The organism is Pseudomonas sp. R151218B TE3479, assembly GCF_053629195.1.
In genome coordinates this window covers 1,128,992-1,145,449 of the sequence record NZ_JBRJHV010000001.1, presented here as the reverse complement: position 1 = coordinate 1,145,449, position 16,458 = coordinate 1,128,992, and the positions used below count along the sequence as shown (strand labels likewise).

The window sequence follows — 16,458 nt, the reverse complement described above, 5'->3', positions numbered from 1 at the left end:
GAGCGTTCTCCTGTTAGTAGAACGCCTGGATACCGGTTTGCGCACGCCCCAAAATCAGCGCATGCACATCGTGCGTGCCTTCATAGGTGTTCACAACTTCCAGGTTCACCAGATGACGCGCGATGCCGAATTCATCGGAAATGCCGTTGCCGCCCAGCATGTCCCGCGCCATGCGGGCGATATCCAGGGACTTGCCGCAGGAGTTGCGCTTCATGATCGAGGTAATCTCGACCGCCGCCGTGCCCTCGTCTTTCATACGCCCCAGACGCAGGCATCCCTGCAGGGCCAACGTGATTTCAGTCTGCATATCGGCCAGTTTCTTCTGGATCAACTGATTTGCAGCGAGCGGACGACCAAACTGCTGGCGGTCCAGCGTGTACTGGCGTGCGGTATGCCAGCAGAATTCAGCGGCTCCCAGGGCGCCCCAGGAGATGCCGTAGCGCGCCGAGTTCAGACAAGTAAACGGGCCCTTCAGGCCACGGACATCCGGGAAGATGTTCTCCTCCGGAACGAATACGTTGTCCATGACGATTTCGCCAGTGATCGAGGCGCGCAGCCCGACCTTGCCATGAATAGCCGGCGCACTCAGCCCCTTCCAGCCTTTTTCGAGAACGAAGCCGCGGATATCACCGGCGTCGTCCTTGCCCCAGACGACAAATACGTCAGCGATCGGGCTGTTGGTGATCCACATCTTGCTGCCCGTCAGGCTGTAGCCGCCTTCCACTTTGCGCGCACGAGTGATCATCGCACCCGGGTCGGAACCATGGTTCGGCTCAGTCAGACCAAAGCAGCCGATCCATTCACCGGACGCCAGCTTCGGCAAATACTTCTGTTTCTGCGCCTCAGTCCCGAATTCGTTGATCGGCACCATGACCAGCGAGGATTGCACGCTCATCATCGAGCGATAACCGGAATCGACCCGTTCTACCTCACGAGCGATCAGGCCATAGCTGACATAGTTCAACCCACTGCCGCCGTACTGTTCAGGAATGGTTGCCCCCAGCAGGCCGACTTCACCCATCTCACGGAAAATCGCCGGGTCGGTTTTCTCATGACGGAACGCTTCCAACACTCGCGGTGCGAGCTTCTGCTGGGCGAACTGCTCGGCAGTGTCGCGGATCATGCGTTCTTCTTCGGTGAGCTGCTGATCCAGCAACAACGGATCGATCCAGTTGAAGCTCGCTTTACCGGCCATGAAAGAGTCCTCGCCAATTAAATGAAAATCGTGGATTGATCCTAGGCGCGGTTTCCTACAAGGGCAAACGAGGATTACGCACTCACCTGTGCTAATTTCTCACTCCGTAAACGCTACGAACCCCGTTTACATAGGCATTGAGTGAGGCTTACGTACATGCGCCGTAAAATCCCCAGCACCGCCGCGCTGGTCAGTTTCGAGGCTGCCGCGCGCCATGAAAGCTTCACCAAGGCAGCGCAGGAGCTTTCTCTCACGCAAGGCGCTATCTGCCGACAGATTGCCAGCCTGGAGGACTTCCTCAGCGTGGAGCTTTTCCGACGCTCGCGCCGCGGCGTCAAACTGACCGAAGCAGGTCTTTCCTACAGCCGACGCGTTGCCACCCAACTGGATGCCGTCGAGCGCGACACACTTTCAGTGATGGGGCACACCGGTGCGAACGTAATCGAACTGGCCGTGGTGCCGACCTTCGGCACCCAATGGCTGCTGCCACGCCTCAAGGACTTCCAGCAACAGCATCCGGAAGTTACCGTCAACCTGACCAACCGCACGCGCCCCTTTCTCTTTGCCGATACCGAGTTTGATGCCGCCATCTATTTTGGCGATGCGGACTGGTCCGGTACCGAATCCCACAAGCTGATGGGCGAAAATCCGATGCCTGTATGCAGCCCCACCTTGCTAGACGGTCGCAAGGGCCTGACACCAGAGGCGATCGCCGAACTGCCCTTGCTCCAGCAGACCACGCGTCCGTATGCGTGGCGCCAGTGGTTCAACGCCCAGAACTTGAATATTGCGCGGGACCTGACAGGGCCGCGTTATGAACTATTCTCCATGCTCGCCCAAGCGGCTATGCACGACATGGGTATCGCGCTGATTCCGCCCTTTTTGATTCAACGTGAATTGGCAGAGAAACGACTGGTCGTGGCCAACCGTAATGCGCTGTCGAGCATCAAGGCCTACTACCTGATGATTCCAGAGCGAAAGGTCGAATCCGCCTCCCTTCGAGCTTTTCGTGATTGGCTCGTGAAACAAGCAAACAGTTATCTTCTTGATTAGTAAGGAAAAAATAAAAACCAACTTAGGTAGTCAACTAACAAAAGTCGCTACAGATATAAGTTTATGTCGCATTCAGTCAATCTGTTATCAAGTTCGTGCAGTAGTCTCCAAAGCGTCTAAATACATGGCTTCGAGCCATATCGCGCAACGCATCAGCGCTCATTCATCTGGCCGATGGGAAAAATTGTCAATTTGAACCTGAATCCTTGGAAAGCGCGGCCCACAAGGGCTGTCGATCGATAATTGCGACATTCGGTCACAGGGTGACTTGTAGTTAATTTTCCGTCACCCGTCATAATCCCTTGAAGGGCTGAATTTTCGCCTGCAAAATGCCGCGCCCCGCCTGGTTTGGCGGGATCGTGCTGATCGGCCGCCCCAGCCGCACCATCCGAAGTGCCTGGGTTTACTCAATAAGATCACGCAGGAGATTTGACGTGCACATTGGTGTTCCCCTCGAAACCCAAACGGGTGAAACACGGGTTGCTGCTACCCCGGAAACCATCAAGAAGTTGATCGGCCAAGGCCATAAAGTCACTGTCCAAAGCGGCGCCGGTATCAAGGCCAGCGTTATAGACAGTGCCTATGAGGCAGCGGGCGCAACCATTGGCAGCGCCAGTGATGCATTCGGGGCCGAGCTGATCCTCAAGGTGGTGGCCCCCAGCGACAGCGAACTGACGCTGATCAAGAGCGGCACCGTTCTGGTAGGCATGCTCAATCCGTTCAACAACGAAACCATCGCCAAGCTGGCCGAGTGCGGCATTACCGCTTTCGCACTTGAGGCCGCGCCACGTACTTCCCGCGCCCAGAGCCTGGATGTGCTGTCGTCTCAAGCGAACATCGCCGGTTACAAAGCCGTGTTGCTCGCCGCTCACTACTATCCGCGCTTCATGCCGATGCTGATGACTGCCGCGGGTACCGTGAAAGCCGCGCGCGTGCTGATTCTCGGCGCAGGCGTGGCCGGGCTGCAGGCGATTGCCACGGCCAAGCGCCTGGGCGCTGTGATCGAGGCTTCGGATGTGCGTCCGGCGGTCAAGGAGCAAATCGAGTCCCTCGGCGCGAAGTTCGTCGATGTGCCTTACGAGACCGACGAAGAACGTGAGTGCGCCGTCGGCGTCGGCGGTTACGCCCGGCCGATGCCGGCCAGCTGGATGCAGCGCCAGGCCCAAGCCGTGCACGAGCGCGCCAAACAGGCTGACATCGTCATCACCACCGCACTGATTCCGGGTCGCAAGGCGCCGACATTGCTGAGCGCCGAAACCGTCGCGCAGATGAAACCAGGCTCGGTGGTCATCGACCTCGCGGCAGCCCAGGGCGGTAACTGCCCGCTGACCGTGGCTGATCAGGTCGTGATCGAGAATGGCGTGACCATTTGCGGCCCGACCAACCTGGCCGGTGAAGTCGCGGCCGACGCTTCGGCGCTGTACGCCCGTAACCTGCTGGACTTCCTGAAGCTGGTCTTCACCAAGGAAGGTCAGTTCGACGTGAACCTGGAAGACGACATCGTCGCCGCGTGCCTGATGTGCCGCGACGGCCAAGTCATCCGCAAAAACGCCTAAGCAGGGATTCAGACAATGGAAGAGCTTATCTCCCCCGGTATCTACAACCTGATCATCTTCGTGCTGGCGATTTATGTCGGTTACCACGTGGTCTGGAACGTGACACCCGCGCTGCACACGCCGTTGATGGCAGTGACCAACGCCATTTCGGCGATCGTGATCGTCGGCGCCATGCTCGCCGCCGCCCTGACCGTGACCCCTTTGGGCAAGACCATGGGCACCCTCGCCGTGGCCCTGGCTGCGGTGAACGTCTTCGGTGGCTTCCTCGTGACGCGCCGCATGCTTGAGATGTTCAAGAAAAAAGCCCCGAAAGCCGTAAAAGAAGAGGCGCCCAAGTAATGAGCATGAACCTGGTAACGACGCTCTACCTGATCGCGTCGATCTGCTTCATCCAGGCCCTCAAAGGCCTGTCGCACCCCACCACCTCCCGCCGAGGCAACCTGTTCGGCATGCTCGGCATGGCGCTGGCGGTGCTGACCACTGTGGGCCTCATCTACAAACTGGGGGCCGAACTGGCGACCGCCGGCATCGGCTACGTCATCGTCGGCCTGCTGGTCGGCGGTACCGCCGGCTCGATCATGGCCAAGCGCGTCGAAATGACCAAGATGCCGGAGCTGGTGGCGTTCATGCACAGCATGATCGGCCTAGCGGCGGTGTTCATCGCCATCGCGGCTGTCGTCGAGCCGCAATCCCTGGGCATCGTCAAGCAACTGGGTGATTCGATTCCAGCCGGTAACCGTCTGGAGCTGTTCCTCGGCGCGGCCATTGGCGCAATCACCTTCTCCGGTTCGGTGATCGCGTTCGGCAAGCTTTCGGGCAAGTACAAGTTCCGCCTGTTCCAGGGCGCACCGGTACAGTTTGGTGGCCAGCACAAGCTCAACCTGATCCTGGGTCTGGCGACGCTGGGCCTGGGCCTGACCTTCATGTTCACCGGCAACCTCGGCGCGTTCGCCTTGATGCTGGCCCTGGCCTTTGTACTGGGTGTGCTGATCATCATCCCGATCGGCGGCGCGGACATGCCGGTGGTGGTGTCGATGCTCAACAGCTATTCCGGCTGGGCCGCAGCGGGTATCGGCTTCTCGCTGAACAACTCGATGCTGATCATTGCCGGTTCTCTGGTGGGCTCGAGCGGTGCGATCCTCTCGTACATCATGTGCAAGGCGATGAACCGTTCGTTCTTCAACGTGCTGCTCGGCGGCTTCGGCAATACCGCAGATGCTGCTGGCCCGGCAGGCTCCAAAGAAGCCCGTCCGGTGAAATCCGGCTCGGCTGACGACGCGACCTTCCTGCTGACCAACGCCGATACCGTGATCATCGTGCCAGGCTATGGCCTGGCGGTGGCCCGGGCGCAGCACGCGCTTAAAGAGCTGACCGAGAAGTTGACCCACCACGGGGTGACCGTCAAATACGCGATCCACCCGGTGGCCGGTCGCATGCCCGGGCACATGAACGTCCTGCTGGCCGAGGCCGAAGTGCCTTACGATCAGGTGTTCGAGATGGAGGACATCAACTCCGAGTTCGGCCAGGCCGACGTGGTGCTGGTGCTGGGCGCCAACGACGTGGTCAACCCCGCGGCGAAGAACGATCCGAAGTCGCCGATTGCCGGCATGCCGATTCTCGAAGCGTTCAAGGCCAAGACCATCATTGTCAATAAACGCTCGATGGCCAGCGGCTATGCGGGCCTGGACAACGAGCTGTTCTATCTCGACAAGACCATGATGGTGTTCGGTGACGCCAAGAAGGTCATCGAAGACATGGTCAAAGCGGTGGAATAACCCTCGCCGCTTTACCCAAAACGCCCCGACCTGTCGGGGCGTTTTGATTTGTATCAAGGCAAAATATTACCGATCCGGTAATGATGTTTTGTCCGAAACGCCCGTAATAGACGCCTGAAATGCGACCTTTGTAGCGGGTCGGGCACAGCGCTAATTCACTAGACTGCGCATCTTGCTTTCCAGCCCGAGATAACCACCTATGTACCGTGATCGCATCCGCTTGCCTTCGTTATTGAATAAAGTGATGAGCGCTGCCGACGCAGCCTTGTTGATTCAGGACGGCATGACCGTCGGCATGAGCGGCTTTACCCGCGCCGGAGAAGCGAAAGCAGTGCCCCACGCCCTGGCTGAACGCGCCAAGATCACCCCGTTGAAGATCAGCCTGATGACCGGTGCAAGCCTGGGCAATGACCTCGACAAGGAGCTCACCGAAGCCGGTGTACTGGCGCGGCGCATGCCGTTCCAGGTCGACAGCACGCTGCGCAAGGCGATCAACGCAGGCGAGGTGATGTTCATCGATCAACATCTCTCGGAAACTGTCGAGCAACTGCGCAACGGCCAGCTCAAACTGCCCGATATCGCCGTGATCGAAGCCGTGGCCATTACCGAGCAAGGACATATCGTACCCACCACATCGGTGGGTAACTCAGCCAGCTTCGCCATTTTCGCCCGACAAGTGATCATCGAAATCAACCTGGCTCACAACCCGAATCTGGAAGGGCTGCACGACATCTATATCCCGACCTATCGCCCCACCCGTACACCTATCCCCCTGGTGAAAGTCGACGACCGTATTGGCTGCCCCGCCATTGCGATCCCGCCGGAAAAAATCGTCGCCATTGTCATTACCAACCAAGGGGACTCGCCTTCGACCGTCGCGCCGCCGGACAGCGACACCCAGGCCATTGCGGATCACCTGATCGATTTCTTCAAGCAGGAGGTTTCGGCCGGACGCATGACCAACAAGCTCGGGCCGTTGCAGGCCGGGATCGGCAACATCGCGAATGCCGTGATGTGCGGACTGATCGATTCCCCGTTCGAAGACCTGACCATGTATTCCGAGGTTTTGCAGGACTCGACATTTGACCTGATCGACGCCGGCAAGCTGAGTTTCGCCTCCGGCAGCTCGATCACGCTGTCGGGTCGACGTAATGCCGACGTGTTTGGAAACCTGGAAAGGTACAAGGACAAACTGGTCCTGCGCCCGCAGGAAATCTCCAACCATCCCGAGGTCGTACGTCGCCTGGGCATCATTGCTATCAATACCGCACTGGAGTTCGACCTATACGGCAACGTCAACTCCACCCATGTCTGCGGCACGCGGATGATGAATGGCATCGGCGGCTCGGGGGATTTCGCCCGCAATGCTCACCTGGCGATTTTCGTCACCAAGTCGATTGCCAAGGGTGGGGCCATTTCCAGTGTCGTGCCGATGGTCAGCCATGTGGACCATACCGAACATGACGTCGACATCCTGGTGACCGAGATCGGCCTGGCCGACCTGCGGGGCCTGGCGCCAAGGGAACGCGCGCGAGTGATCATCGACAATTGCGTGCACCCCACCTACCGCCAGGCCTTGAATGAGTATTTCGACGCCGCGTGCGCCGTGGGCGGACATACCCCGCATATTCTGCGCGATGCACTGAGTTGGCACCTGAACCTCGAAGAAACCGGATACATGTTGGCCGTCTGATACAGCTGGATCACCGCTATCGCAAATACAGTTTTGGTTGAGGGCCCTCATCCGCGCCTAAACCAGCAAAAACTGTACTGCTGTACCGGTGTTTTCTTACAGTCTTTTCCCACAAAACACCCAGCACCATGCCAAAACGCACTAATATTGTGCGGACAGGTACAGTTGCCTCAATATTGACCAGTACACCGCTCTTTAACAGTTAACTGGTCTCTCACATTACAGGTGAACTGTATCTAGAGAGACTCGCCAAACGAGAGGATCATGGGCACCAGTCAAACCACTACCTAATCCCGCCACAAGCGGAAGGATGTCAACCATGGAACGTACACTCAGTTCCGAGCTGTTTTTCGAAGACAAAGCTGAAAAAAACCAGGCTTCCCTGCCTCTTCGCGTTATCGCTAACCTGATGTTGTGGCAGCGCCGCATCGCCAGCCGTCACCAACTGGCTCGTCTGGATTCGCGCCTGCTGGCTGATGCCGGTATCAGCGAAGCACAACGCTACGAAGAGCTGAGCAAGCCGTTCTGGCGCTAACTCAGCGTCGCTGGCCCTGACCCACCGGGTCCACCGCCAGCACCGAATTGAACACACAAGACCCGTCGCGGGTAACCGCGACGGGTCTTGTCGTTTCCGGGCCTGATTTTGAAGAAAACCTTGGAGGTATAACAGTTTAAACAACACATAAAACATACCAGTACAGTAGGCCGACACCCTGCAGCCAATGACTGTCGCAGGGCTGTCGGCCAACGCGTTCCTGCCCTAATATCGAAGCGAACGTGGCGAAGCGAGTCGAGCATGCGTCTCCTCTTCCAGCTACACGCACCGGCATCACCCCATCATTCAAGGAGTTTCATCATGATCCGTCTTCGCCTGCTCAGCGCAGTTGCCCTGCTGGCCGTAGCCGCCCACTCCAACGCCAGCAGCTTCATCGTCACCACCGACTCCATCGTCGGAGCACTCAAGGCCACCTCTGACGTGACCTCCGATGCAACCTCATCCCTGCGTGACAACAAGATCGTTCAAGCCGCCCGTGATGACGCCGCCAGCTTCGTAGCCAGCGAAGGCGCCATCCGTGGTGTAAAACTGGAAAGTGCCCTGGATTACATCCGCCAGCAGGCACCGCAGCTCAACGCCACCGATGCACAATTGGCCCAGGCCATCCTGGTGATCTGATGCAACATGAAACATCGGGCACCAAATGGTGTTCCGATGTTTCAGCGCTGGCTCTGGCCCGCAGGTTTGCGCTAGCCTTCAAACTCGCCATCAACCGTCGAGTCCCATGCGTTTCTACTCAGATCTGTTCATCGCGTCTTTCTTCATCGTTTCTTGCTGGTCTGCTCCGGCCCATGCCTTCGATGTGTCCACCCAGCAAGTGGTGGTCAGCGGCTATGCCACGAGCATGGTGACCTCCGCGCCCTTCGACCATAAACTGATCGTCGCCGCTCACGATGATGCTGCGGCATTCGTCGCCAGCGACGGGAAACTGCGAGGTGCACAATTGGAATCGGCCCTGGATTACCTGCGCCGGACCCAACCAAAACTTCACGTCAGCGACCTTGAACTGGCACAGGCAATTCTCGTCCAATAGTTATCCTTATTTTTCCGGAGTCGTTCCATGCGTAGCCCGCTGATTGCTGCCGCCTTAGGCCTGCTGGTGTTGGCCGATGTGGCCCAGGCACATACCCTGGTAGCCACCAGTAACATCATCGTTCGCGCTTCCCAGCGCACGATCGATTTCACTTCCGACACCACCACGTCCATCCGTGATTCGAAAATCGTCCGCGAAGCCCATGACGATGCAGCCAGTTTTGTCGCCAGCAATGGTGAAATTCGTGGCGCTCATCTCGAGGCCGCCTTCGACACCTTGCGCAGCCGCGTGCCGGAAGCCCGCGACGCCAGTGACCAGGTTCTCGCCGAAGCCATCCTCGCATTGTGAGGCGGTTCGCCGCCTGGCTGGCGGCCGGGGTCTTGCTGCTCACGGGCAGCATGGCCCAGGCCGGCCTGCAATTGCACCTCAACGTCGACGGCTTGAGCCCGGCGCAACAGCAAGCCAGCCAGGCGCTGCTCGATGAAGCCATGCAGGCCCTGCCGCCGCGCTTCATCGAGCGGCTGGACCGACGCATCGATGTCGGCTGGACCGACCAGATGCCCGCCAATGCCTACGGCCAGGCCTCGCTGGTGTCGCAACTGGACCTCAATAGCAACCTGCTCGACAGCCTTGTCGACGGCAGCGCCGCGACGCAAAAGACCCATCGCCCCCACGGCACCGTGCGCCGGGAAATGCTCGCCACGGTCCTGCACGAACTGACCCACATCTATGACCGCTCGCGTCTATGGCCAGAGGCCGAGCGCGCACTGATCCAGCGTTGCACTCGACGCAACAGCAGCGCCGGGTTGATCGGACTTCCCGATGAATGCCGGGGCCAGAACGACCGCCGTTTCACCCTCAGCGATGATCCTCGTTTGTTGGACCTCGCCGGCTGGCCACAATACGTCGGCCGTCGCGGTGAACGGGAACAGCACAACCGCCAGGTCGCCCGCAGCCCGGATCTCTATGAAACGAGCAGCCCCAAGGAATTCGTCGCGGTCAACATGGAGTACTTTCTCCTGGACTCCAGCTATGCCTGCCGACGCCCCGCCCTATATCGCTATTACCAGGAACACTTCGGATGGGCCCCCGCCGCCAAGGACACCTGCGCCCAATCGTTCGCCTTCCTCAACGCTGGAAACGACTTCGCCAAGACACCGCTGGGCAAGGTCGATCCAGAACGGGTCTATGCCATTGATTACCTGCTGGCCGAGGCCAATCAGAACTGGGTGAGCCGCTGGGGCCACAGCATGCTCCGGCTGGTGATCTGCGCACCGGGCCGCCCACGTGGCCCGGACTGCCGACTGGATCTGGACCAACACCTGGTGCTGTCATACCGCGCCTTCGTGGGCGATGTGCAGTTGTCGAGCTGGGACGGGCTGGTCGGCAAATACCCGTCGCGCCTGTTTGTATTGCCGTTGGCCCAGGTGATCGATGAATACACCAAGACCGAACTGCGCAGCCTGGCATCGGTGCCGCTGAACCTGTCGCGCACCGAGATCGAGGAAACGGTCGAGCATGCAGCCGAAATGCACTGGAGCTACGACGGCAACTATTACTTCCTGTCCAATAACTGCGCCGTGGAGAGCTTGAAACTATTGCGCAGCGGCAGCAATAACGAGCAACTCAAGGGCCTGGACAGCATCATGCCCAACGGCCTGCTGGAGGTACTCAAGGGCCGGGGCCTGGCGGATACCAGCGTACTGGATGATCCCAAGGAAGCCTTGCGGCTGGGCTACCGCTTCGACTCATTCCGCGAGCGGTATCAGGCGATGTTCGATGTGCTGAAGAAATATCTGCCGATCAAGCAACAAACGGTGGAAGACTGGCTGGCCCTGGACGCCGCCGAACGCCGCGTATGGTTCGAACAGGCCGACCTGCGTACCAGCGCGGCGTTGTTGCTGCTGGAACAAGCCAGTTATCGCCGACAATTGTTGTTGGCGCAGGATGAAGTCAAACAGCGCTACCTCGGCGCCCGTGAATTGCAGAACGGTGGTATGGAAAGGGCCAATGCGACGCTGCAGCAGATCCTCGCCAACAGCGGTTTCCTGAGCCGCCCGGCCGAACTGCTGGGCAGCAGCGGCTACGGCTTGCCTCAACCCAGCGAGTGGCAACGCCTGGAATCGGAAAGCAGCTTACGGCAGAAACAACTGCAAACACTGACAGGCGATCTGGACAAGGAAGTCCGGGCGTTGCTCGAGCCGAGCCGCGCGGCTGAAATTGCGGCGAGCGAGGCCAATGTGAAAGAGATCGGCGAGCACTTGCGCAAGCTGCACAAGGCCGGAGGCGGGTTGGAGTTGCCTTGACCCTGCAAAGAGCAGCGTCAAGACTGCTCCTGGTGGAATAAAAAAAGGGTTCAGAACCCCGTTCTGAACCCTTTTTTCGTGGCTGTCAGCAGAATCAAATCAGCTGAGACGCGCCTTGCGCACACCATCGGCCAGGGCGGCACACAAGCTCAACACCCCATCAATTGCCTGTTCCGATGTTTCGGCGCTGGCGATATGGTCGATCAGCGCCGAGCCCACCACCACCCCATCGGCCAATCGTGCGATGGCGGCAGCCTGCTCCGGCGTACGAATACCGAAACCAATGCTGATGGGCAGATCGGTATGGCGACGCAGACGCGCCACGGCCTCTTCCACATGCTCCAGCGTCGCGGCACCGGCACCGGTCACGCCCGCCACCGACACGTAGTACACAAAACCCGAACTGCCGTTAAGCACCGTCGGCAAACGCACATCGTCGGTGGTCGGCGTCGTCAGGCGGATGAAATCCAGGCCAGCCGCCTGGGCCGGTTCGCACAGTTCGCTGTTGTGCTCGGGCGGCATGTCCACAACGATCAGGCCATCGACACCGCAATCCAGCGCTTCGCCGATGAAACGCTGCACACCATAACGGTGGATCGGGTTGAAGTAGCCCATCAGCACCAGCGGCGTCTCGGTATTGTCCTTACGGAACTCGCGAACCATCTGCAGGGTTTTCGCCAGGTTCTGCTGGGCGCCCAAGGCACGAATATTCGCCAACTGGATCGCCGGGCCATCGGCCATCGGGTCGGTGAACGGCATGCCCAACTCGATCACGTCAGCACCGGCCACCGGCAGCCCCTTGAGAATCGCCAGCGACGTGTCGTAGTTCGGATCGCCGGCCGTGACGAAAGTGACCAGGGCGGCGCGGTTCTGTTCCTTGAGTTCGGCAAAACGGGTTTGCAGGCGGCTCATCAGTGTTTCTCCTGCTGGGACTGTTCCATGTGGTGCATCACGGTTTGCATGTCTTTGTCGCCGCGGCCGGACAGGTTGACCACCATCAGGTGATCTTTCGGCAGGTTGGGTGCGCGCTTGAACACTTCCGCCAGGGCATGGGCGCTTTCCAGTGCAGGAATGATCCCTTCCAAGCGACAGCATTTGTGAAAGGCTTCCAGGGCTTCGGCGTCGGTCACCGAGGTGTACTGGACGCGACCAATGTCGTGCAACCAGGCATGTTCCGGGCCGATACCGGGGTAGTCGAGACCCGCGGAAATCGAATGGGCATCGATGATCTGGCCGTCGTCGTCCTGCAACAGGAAGGTGCGGTTGCCGTGCAGTACACCCGGAACGCCACCGTTCAGGCTCGCCGCATGCTTACCGGTCTCGATGCCATAACCGGCGGCTTCGACGCCGATGATCTCGACACTCTTGTCGTCCAGGAACGGGTGGAACAGGCCCATGGCGTTGGAGCCGCCGCCGATGCATGCCACCAGGCTATCCGGCAGGCGACCTTCCTGGGCTTGCAGTTGATCGCGGGTTTCCTTGCCGATCACGGCCTGGAAGTCGCGCACCATGGCCGGATACGGATGCGGGCCAGCCACGGTGCCGATCAGGTAGAACGTGCTGTCGACGTTGGTGACCCAGTCGCGCAGGGCCTCGTTCATTGCGTCCTTCAGCGTGCCGGTACCGGCGACCACCGGGATCACTTCGGCACCCAGCAGCTTCATGCGGAACACGTTGGCCTGCTGGCGCTCGATGTCGGTGGTGCCCATGTAGATCACGCAATCCAGGCCGAAACGCGCGGCCACGGTGGCGGTGGCCACGCCGTGCATGCCGGCGCCGGTCTCGGCGATGATGCGTTTCTTGCCCATGCGTCGCGCCAGCAAGATCTGGCCGATGCAGTTGTTGATCTTGTGCGCACCGGTGTGGTTCAGCTCTTCACGCTTCAGGTAGATCTTGGCGCCGCCGCAATATTCGGTCAGGCGCTCGGCGAAGTAGAGCGGGCTTGGGCGACCGACGTAGTCACGTTGGAAGTAGGCCAATTCCTCAATGAAGGCCGGATCTTCCTTCGCCACTTCGTATTCACGGGCCAGATCAAGGATCAGCGGCATCAGGGTCTCGGCCACATAGCGGCCGCCGAATGCACCGAACAGGCCGTTGGCGTCGGGGCCGCTGCGCAGGTTGAAAGGGGTCGTAGGCTGGGTCATCGGGCGCTCCAGGCAAATGCGTTGAAAGACTATGAGGCTCACTCTACCCCTGACATCCCCCAGTGAAAACCGATAAGATCGCCACAACCTGTCAGGAAAACTCACAGATAAAATGAGCCACGATCTTCCTCCTCTCAACGCCTTGCGCGCCTTCGAGGCTACTGCCCGTCTGAACAGCGTAAGCCAGGCGGCCGAACAGTTGCATGTCACCCATGGGGCCGTGAGTCGACAGCTGAAGGTGCTGGAAGAGCATTTGGGCGTCAGCTTGTTCATCAAGGACGGGCGTGGCCTGAAACTCACAGATGCCGGCTTGCGCCTGCGGGACGTCAGCGCCGATGCGTTCGAGCGGTTGCGCGGTGTTTGCGCGGAGCTGATGCAAAGTACGGCAGATGCCCCGTTTGTCCTGGGCTGCTCGGGAAGCCTGCTGGCACGCTGGTTCATTCCGCGCCTGGGCAGGCTCAATACCGATCTGCCGGATTTGCGCCTGCACCTGTCCGCTGGCGAAGGCGACCTGGACCCCAGGCGACCGGGGCTGGATGCCTTGCTGGTATTCGCCGAGCCGCCGTGGCCAGCCGACATGCAGGTGTACGAACTGGTGAGCGAGCGGATCGGCCCGGTGATGAGCCCTCACTACGCCGGATTCGCCCGCTTGCAAGCCGCACCGGTCAGCGCGCTGCTGGACGAGCCGTTGCTGCACACCACGTCCCGCCCTCAGGCCTGGCCGACCTGGGCACGACAAAACGCCCTGGAACCCCAGGCACTGAAGTTCGGGCAAGGATTCGAGCATTTGTATTATTTGCTGGAGGCCGCCGTAGCGGGGTTAGGCGTGGCAATCGCGCCCGAGCCGCTGGTGGCCGAGGACGTACGCGCCGGTCGCCTGGTCGCGCCGTGGGGCTTCGATGAAACCGCGGCGCGACTGGCGTTGTGGCTGCCCAAGCGCGCCGCAGATGGGCGCGCTCGGCAATTGGCCCAGTGGCTCAGGCATGAGCTGAGCCAACCGACTCAGTCACCGCGCTTGCACAGCAGGTAAGCAGCCAGCAGACCCAACGCACCGACCGCGACACCGGCCGTGGTCCATGGGTGTTCCTGCGCGTAGTCGCGTGTGGCGATCCCGGTCTCACGGGTTTTCACCTTGACCTCTTCATAGGCGTCGCTGAGCAGATGACGAGAATGTTTCAGCGCGTTCTCGGCATTGGCCTTGAGCGACTTGAGGGTCTTACGCGACTCGTCCGAAGCGTCGTCCTTCAGGCTTTCCAACGACTTGAGCAGACTCTCGATCTCCGCTTCCATGCTTTGCAACGAGGCTTTGCGTAACGAATTGCTGGCCATGGTGGCTCTCTCCTGCAGTGGTTGAGTGGCGTGTGTGAATTGGGACTCCGGTCGTTTCTGAAAGTGCAGTAAATCTGAACTTCAGCGCGCGAACGACGACACACGTAAGGCGAAAAATCGCTGCTAGGCTGTTAAACACAACCAAGGAGAATCCCCATGAGTGATCATCACACTTACAAAAAAGTCGAGCTGGTCGGCTCGTCTCCCACCAGCATTGAAGACGCCATCAACAACGCCTTGGCCGAGGCCAGCAAAAGCCTCAAGCATCTGGAATGGTTCGAAGTGGCGGAAACCCGCGGCCACATCGAAAATGGCCGGGCCGCGCATTTTCAGGTGACCATCAAAGTCGGGTTCCGGATAGCCAATAGCTGAGGTTCTTTGAACTTGCACGCTGGCGGAGTGCCATAGGGAGTGGCGATGCGCTATGGTCTGTGCATTACGTTTTTCCAATACCTGCCCTATTTGATCCGACCAAGGAGTGCGAGCGATGAAAAAGTTGATGGTGGCCCTGGGTTTGCTGAGCCTTGCCGGTGGTGCGTTTGCGGCCGGTATGCCCTGCGAAGAGCTGAAAATCGAAATCGCAGGGAAGCTGGACGCCAAGGGCGTGTCAGGTTATTCGCTGGAAATCGTCGATAAAGGCGCAGCGACTGGCGGAAAAGTCGTCGGCACCTGTGAGGGCGGTACGAAAGAAATCATCTATAAAAAGTGATTCTTTCGAACATCAAAGCCGACGCATTGCGTCGGCTTTTTCATGGGCGTCATTCAGCCTTTCATGACCTGCGCCAGCAACTCGTAGGAGTGTAAACGATCGGCGTGTTCGTACAGGTCACTGGTGAAAATCAGCTCATCGGCCTGGGTTTGCTCGATCAATACTTGCAGCTTGGCGCGAATCTTCTGCGGGCCGCCGACCATGGCCAGGCCCAGGAAATCGCCAACCGCCTCTTTCTCATGGGGCAACCACAGACCGTTCATGGTTTCCACCGGCGGACGCTGCACCAGGCTCTGGCCACGCATCAGCGCCAGGATCCGCTGGTACACCGACGTTGCCAGGTATTCGGCCTGTTCATCGGTATCCGCCGCTACCAGCGGCACGCCGAGCATCACATAAGGCTTGTCGAGCACCGCCGACGGCTTGAAGTGGTTACGGTAGATGCGAATCGCCTCGTGCATAAAGCGCGGTGCGAAATGGGAGGCGAATGCGTAGGGCAAACCGCGCTCACCGGCCAATTGCGCACTGAACAGGCTCGAACCCAGCAGCCATACCGGCACGTTGGTCCCGGTGCCTGGCATGGCGATGATGCGTTGATCCGGGGTACGCGGGCCGAGATAGCGCATCAGTTCGGCCACGTCCTCGGGGAAATCGTCCGCGCTGCCGGAACGCTCGCGACGCAGCGCCCGGGCGGTCATCTGGTCGGAGCCTGGTGCACGTCCCAGCCCCAAATCGATTCGACCCGGGTAGAGGCTTTCCAGCGTGCCGAACTGTTCGGCAATGATCAGCGGCGCGTGATTGGGCAGCATGACGCCGCCGGAACCGACGCGAATGGTCGAAGTGCCTCCCGCCAGATAACCCAGCAGCACCGCCGTCGCTGAACTGGCGATACCGTCCATGTTGTGGTGCTCGGCTACCCAGAAGCGGGTGTAGCCGTATTTTTCCACGTGCTGCGCCAGGTCCAGCGAGTTACGCAAGGACTGGGCGGCATTGCCATCGGCGCGGACAGGCACCAGGTCGAGGGTTGAGAATTTCACGTCGGACAGCTGTTTCATGGGCCGGGATCTCCAACGGCGTTCCGGGCTTTTCCTATGGGCAAAAGCCTGCCG

At 59.7% G+C, this 16,458-nt stretch carries 18 protein-coding genes; 13 read left to right on the top strand and 5 right to left on the bottom strand.

Going from position 1 to position 16,458, the window contains the following annotated elements; all coding sequences use genetic code 11:
- Positions 1-13: 13 nt before the first annotated feature.
- Positions 14-1,195, bottom strand: coding sequence for an acyl-CoA dehydrogenase (locus AB7M32_RS05260; protein WP_014335919.1), 1,182 nt, complete (start codon positions 1,193-1,195; stop codon positions 14-16).
- Positions 1,196-1,351: 156 nt separating this feature from the next.
- On the opposite strand from AB7M32_RS05260, the gene AB7M32_RS05255 reads away from it, so the two are divergent.
- The 10 genes from AB7M32_RS05255 (at position 1,352) to AB7M32_RS05210 (ending at position 11,167) form a co-directional block, all read left to right on the top strand.
- A complete protein-coding gene (locus tag AB7M32_RS05255) occupies positions 1,352-2,248 on the top strand; it encodes a LysR family transcriptional regulator (RefSeq protein WP_454249276.1) in 897 nt (298 codons plus the stop codon).
- Positions 2,249-2,682: 434 nt separating this feature from the next.
- On the top strand, positions 2,683-3,804 hold the full coding sequence (locus AB7M32_RS05250; RefSeq protein WP_060739788.1) for a Re/Si-specific NAD(P)(+) transhydrogenase subunit alpha: 1,122 nt from the start codon (positions 2,683-2,685) through the stop codon (positions 3,802-3,804).
- 15 nt (positions 3,805-3,819) lie between these two features.
- The gene (locus tag AB7M32_RS05245) at positions 3,820-4,143 is read left to right on the top strand and encodes an NAD(P) transhydrogenase subunit alpha (RefSeq protein ID WP_003187010.1); all 324 of its coding nucleotides are present in this window, start codon (positions 3,820-3,822) and stop codon (positions 4,141-4,143) included.
- Positions 4,143-5,579, top strand: coding sequence for an NAD(P)(+) transhydrogenase (Re/Si-specific) subunit beta (locus AB7M32_RS05240; RefSeq protein ID WP_186708190.1), 1,437 nt, complete (start codon positions 4,143-4,145; stop codon positions 5,577-5,579). The genes AB7M32_RS05245 and AB7M32_RS05240 overlap by 1 nt, the downstream gene beginning before the upstream one ends.
- A 199-nt stretch (positions 5,580-5,778) precedes the next feature.
- The gene (locus AB7M32_RS05235; RefSeq protein WP_454249275.1) at positions 5,779-7,272 is read left to right on the top strand and encodes an acetyl-CoA hydrolase/transferase family protein; all 1,494 of its coding nucleotides are present in this window, start codon (positions 5,779-5,781) and stop codon (positions 7,270-7,272) included.
- A gap of 319 nt (positions 7,273-7,591) precedes the next feature.
- Positions 7,592-7,807, top strand: coding sequence for a DUF1127 domain-containing protein (locus AB7M32_RS05230; RefSeq protein WP_003187014.1), 216 nt, complete (start codon positions 7,592-7,594; stop codon positions 7,805-7,807).
- A gap of 321 nt (positions 7,808-8,128) precedes the next feature.
- Positions 8,129-8,446 carry a DUF2388 domain-containing protein gene (locus tag AB7M32_RS05225; RefSeq protein ID WP_003196441.1) on the top strand — a complete coding sequence of 106 codons (318 nt, stop codon included), beginning with the start codon at positions 8,129-8,131 and terminating at the stop codon, positions 8,444-8,446.
- Positions 8,447-8,552: 106 nt separating this feature from the next.
- Positions 8,553-8,861 (top strand): DUF2388 domain-containing protein, encoded by a 309-nt coding sequence (locus AB7M32_RS05220; RefSeq protein ID WP_072411230.1) that lies wholly within the window; start codon positions 8,553-8,555, stop codon positions 8,859-8,861.
- A 27-nt stretch (positions 8,862-8,888) separates the two neighbouring features.
- Entirely contained in the window at positions 8,889-9,209 is a 321-nt protein-coding gene (locus tag AB7M32_RS05215) for a DUF2388 domain-containing protein (RefSeq protein WP_454249274.1), read from the top strand.
- A complete protein-coding gene (locus AB7M32_RS05210) occupies positions 9,206-11,167 on the top strand; it encodes a DUF7844 domain-containing protein (RefSeq protein ID WP_454249273.1) in 1,962 nt (653 codons plus the stop codon). The genes AB7M32_RS05215 and AB7M32_RS05210 overlap by 4 nt, the downstream gene beginning before the upstream one ends.
- A 99-nt stretch (positions 11,168-11,266) precedes the next feature.
- On the opposite strand, the gene trpA is transcribed toward AB7M32_RS05210, so the two are convergent.
- Complete coding sequence (trpA, locus tag AB7M32_RS05205; RefSeq protein WP_454249272.1) at positions 11,267-12,079, bottom strand: tryptophan synthase subunit alpha; 813 nt, start codon at positions 12,077-12,079, stop codon at positions 11,267-11,269.
- Positions 12,079-13,311: a tryptophan synthase subunit beta gene (trpB, locus tag AB7M32_RS05200; RefSeq protein ID WP_053127073.1), complete on the bottom strand. Its 1,233-nt coding sequence runs from the start codon at positions 13,309-13,311 to the stop codon at positions 12,079-12,081. Before trpB ends, trpA begins: the two co-directional genes overlap by 1 nt.
- A 112-nt stretch (positions 13,312-13,423) precedes the next feature.
- Here trpB and AB7M32_RS05195 point away from each other — a divergent pair, with 112 nt between their 5' ends.
- Complete coding sequence (locus AB7M32_RS05195) at positions 13,424-14,341, top strand: LysR family transcriptional regulator (RefSeq protein ID WP_454249271.1); 918 nt, start codon at positions 13,424-13,426, stop codon at positions 14,339-14,341.
- On the opposite strand, the gene AB7M32_RS05190 is transcribed toward AB7M32_RS05195, so the two are convergent.
- Entirely contained in the window at positions 14,314-14,640 is a 327-nt protein-coding gene (locus AB7M32_RS05190) for a DUF883 family protein (protein WP_003196426.1), read from the bottom strand. The genes AB7M32_RS05195 and AB7M32_RS05190 overlap by 28 nt on opposite strands.
- A gap of 156 nt (positions 14,641-14,796) precedes the next feature.
- Here AB7M32_RS05190 and AB7M32_RS05185 point away from each other — a divergent pair, with 156 nt between their 5' ends.
- Both AB7M32_RS05185 and AB7M32_RS05180 read left to right on the top strand, forming a co-directional pair.
- A complete protein-coding gene (locus tag AB7M32_RS05185; RefSeq protein ID WP_454249270.1) occupies positions 14,797-15,012 on the top strand; it encodes a dodecin in 216 nt (71 codons plus the stop codon).
- Between the two features lie 115 nt (positions 15,013-15,127).
- Complete coding sequence (locus tag AB7M32_RS05180) at positions 15,128-15,349, top strand: DUF1161 domain-containing protein (RefSeq protein WP_454249269.1); 222 nt, start codon at positions 15,128-15,130, stop codon at positions 15,347-15,349.
- 53 nt (positions 15,350-15,402) lie between these two features.
- Here AB7M32_RS05180 and AB7M32_RS05175 read toward each other — a convergent pair whose 3' ends face one another.
- Positions 15,403-16,404, bottom strand: a complete 1,002-nt coding sequence (locus tag AB7M32_RS05175; RefSeq protein ID WP_072411218.1) for an LLM class flavin-dependent oxidoreductase — start codon at positions 16,402-16,404, stop codon at positions 15,403-15,405.
- Between the last annotated feature and the right edge of the window lie 54 nt (positions 16,405-16,458).

Coding starts and splice junctions, on each gene's coding strand:
- AB7M32_RS05180 (WP_454249269.1), top strand. CDS start 15,128: ATGAAAAAGTTGATGGTGGCCCTGGGTTTGCTGAGCCTTGCCGGTGGT.
- AB7M32_RS05175 (WP_072411218.1), bottom strand. CDS start 16,404: ATGAAACAGCTGTCCGACGTGAAATTCTCAACCCTCGACCTGGTGCCT.
- trpB (WP_053127073.1), bottom strand. CDS start 13,311: ATGACCCAGCCTACGACCCCTTTCAACCTGCGCAGCGGCCCCGACGCC.
- AB7M32_RS05190 (WP_003196426.1), bottom strand. CDS start 14,640: ATGGCCAGCAATTCGTTACGCAAAGCCTCGTTGCAAAGCATGGAAGCG.
- AB7M32_RS05185 (WP_454249270.1), top strand. CDS start 14,797: ATGAGTGATCATCACACTTACAAAAAAGTCGAGCTGGTCGGCTCGTCT.
- AB7M32_RS05195 (WP_454249271.1), top strand. CDS start 13,424: ATGAGCCACGATCTTCCTCCTCTCAACGCCTTGCGCGCCTTCGAGGCT.
- AB7M32_RS05260 (WP_014335919.1), bottom strand. CDS start 1,195: ATGGCCGGTAAAGCGAGCTTCAACTGGATCGATCCGTTGTTGCTGGAT.
- AB7M32_RS05245 (WP_003187010.1), top strand. CDS start 3,820: ATGGAAGAGCTTATCTCCCCCGGTATCTACAACCTGATCATCTTCGTG.
- AB7M32_RS05225 (WP_003196441.1), top strand. CDS start 8,129: ATGATCCGTCTTCGCCTGCTCAGCGCAGTTGCCCTGCTGGCCGTAGCC.
- AB7M32_RS05255 (WP_454249276.1), top strand. CDS start 1,352: ATGCGCCGTAAAATCCCCAGCACCGCCGCGCTGGTCAGTTTCGAGGCT.
- AB7M32_RS05235 (WP_454249275.1), top strand. CDS start 5,779: ATGTACCGTGATCGCATCCGCTTGCCTTCGTTATTGAATAAAGTGATG.
- AB7M32_RS05220 (WP_072411230.1), top strand. CDS start 8,553: ATGCGTTTCTACTCAGATCTGTTCATCGCGTCTTTCTTCATCGTTTCT.
- trpA (WP_454249272.1), bottom strand. CDS start 12,079: ATGAGCCGCCTGCAAACCCGTTTTGCCGAACTCAAGGAACAGAACCGC.
- AB7M32_RS05230 (WP_003187014.1), top strand. CDS start 7,592: ATGGAACGTACACTCAGTTCCGAGCTGTTTTTCGAAGACAAAGCTGAA.
- AB7M32_RS05240 (WP_186708190.1), top strand. CDS start 4,143: ATGAGCATGAACCTGGTAACGACGCTCTACCTGATCGCGTCGATCTGC.
- AB7M32_RS05215 (WP_454249274.1), top strand. CDS start 8,889: ATGCGTAGCCCGCTGATTGCTGCCGCCTTAGGCCTGCTGGTGTTGGCC.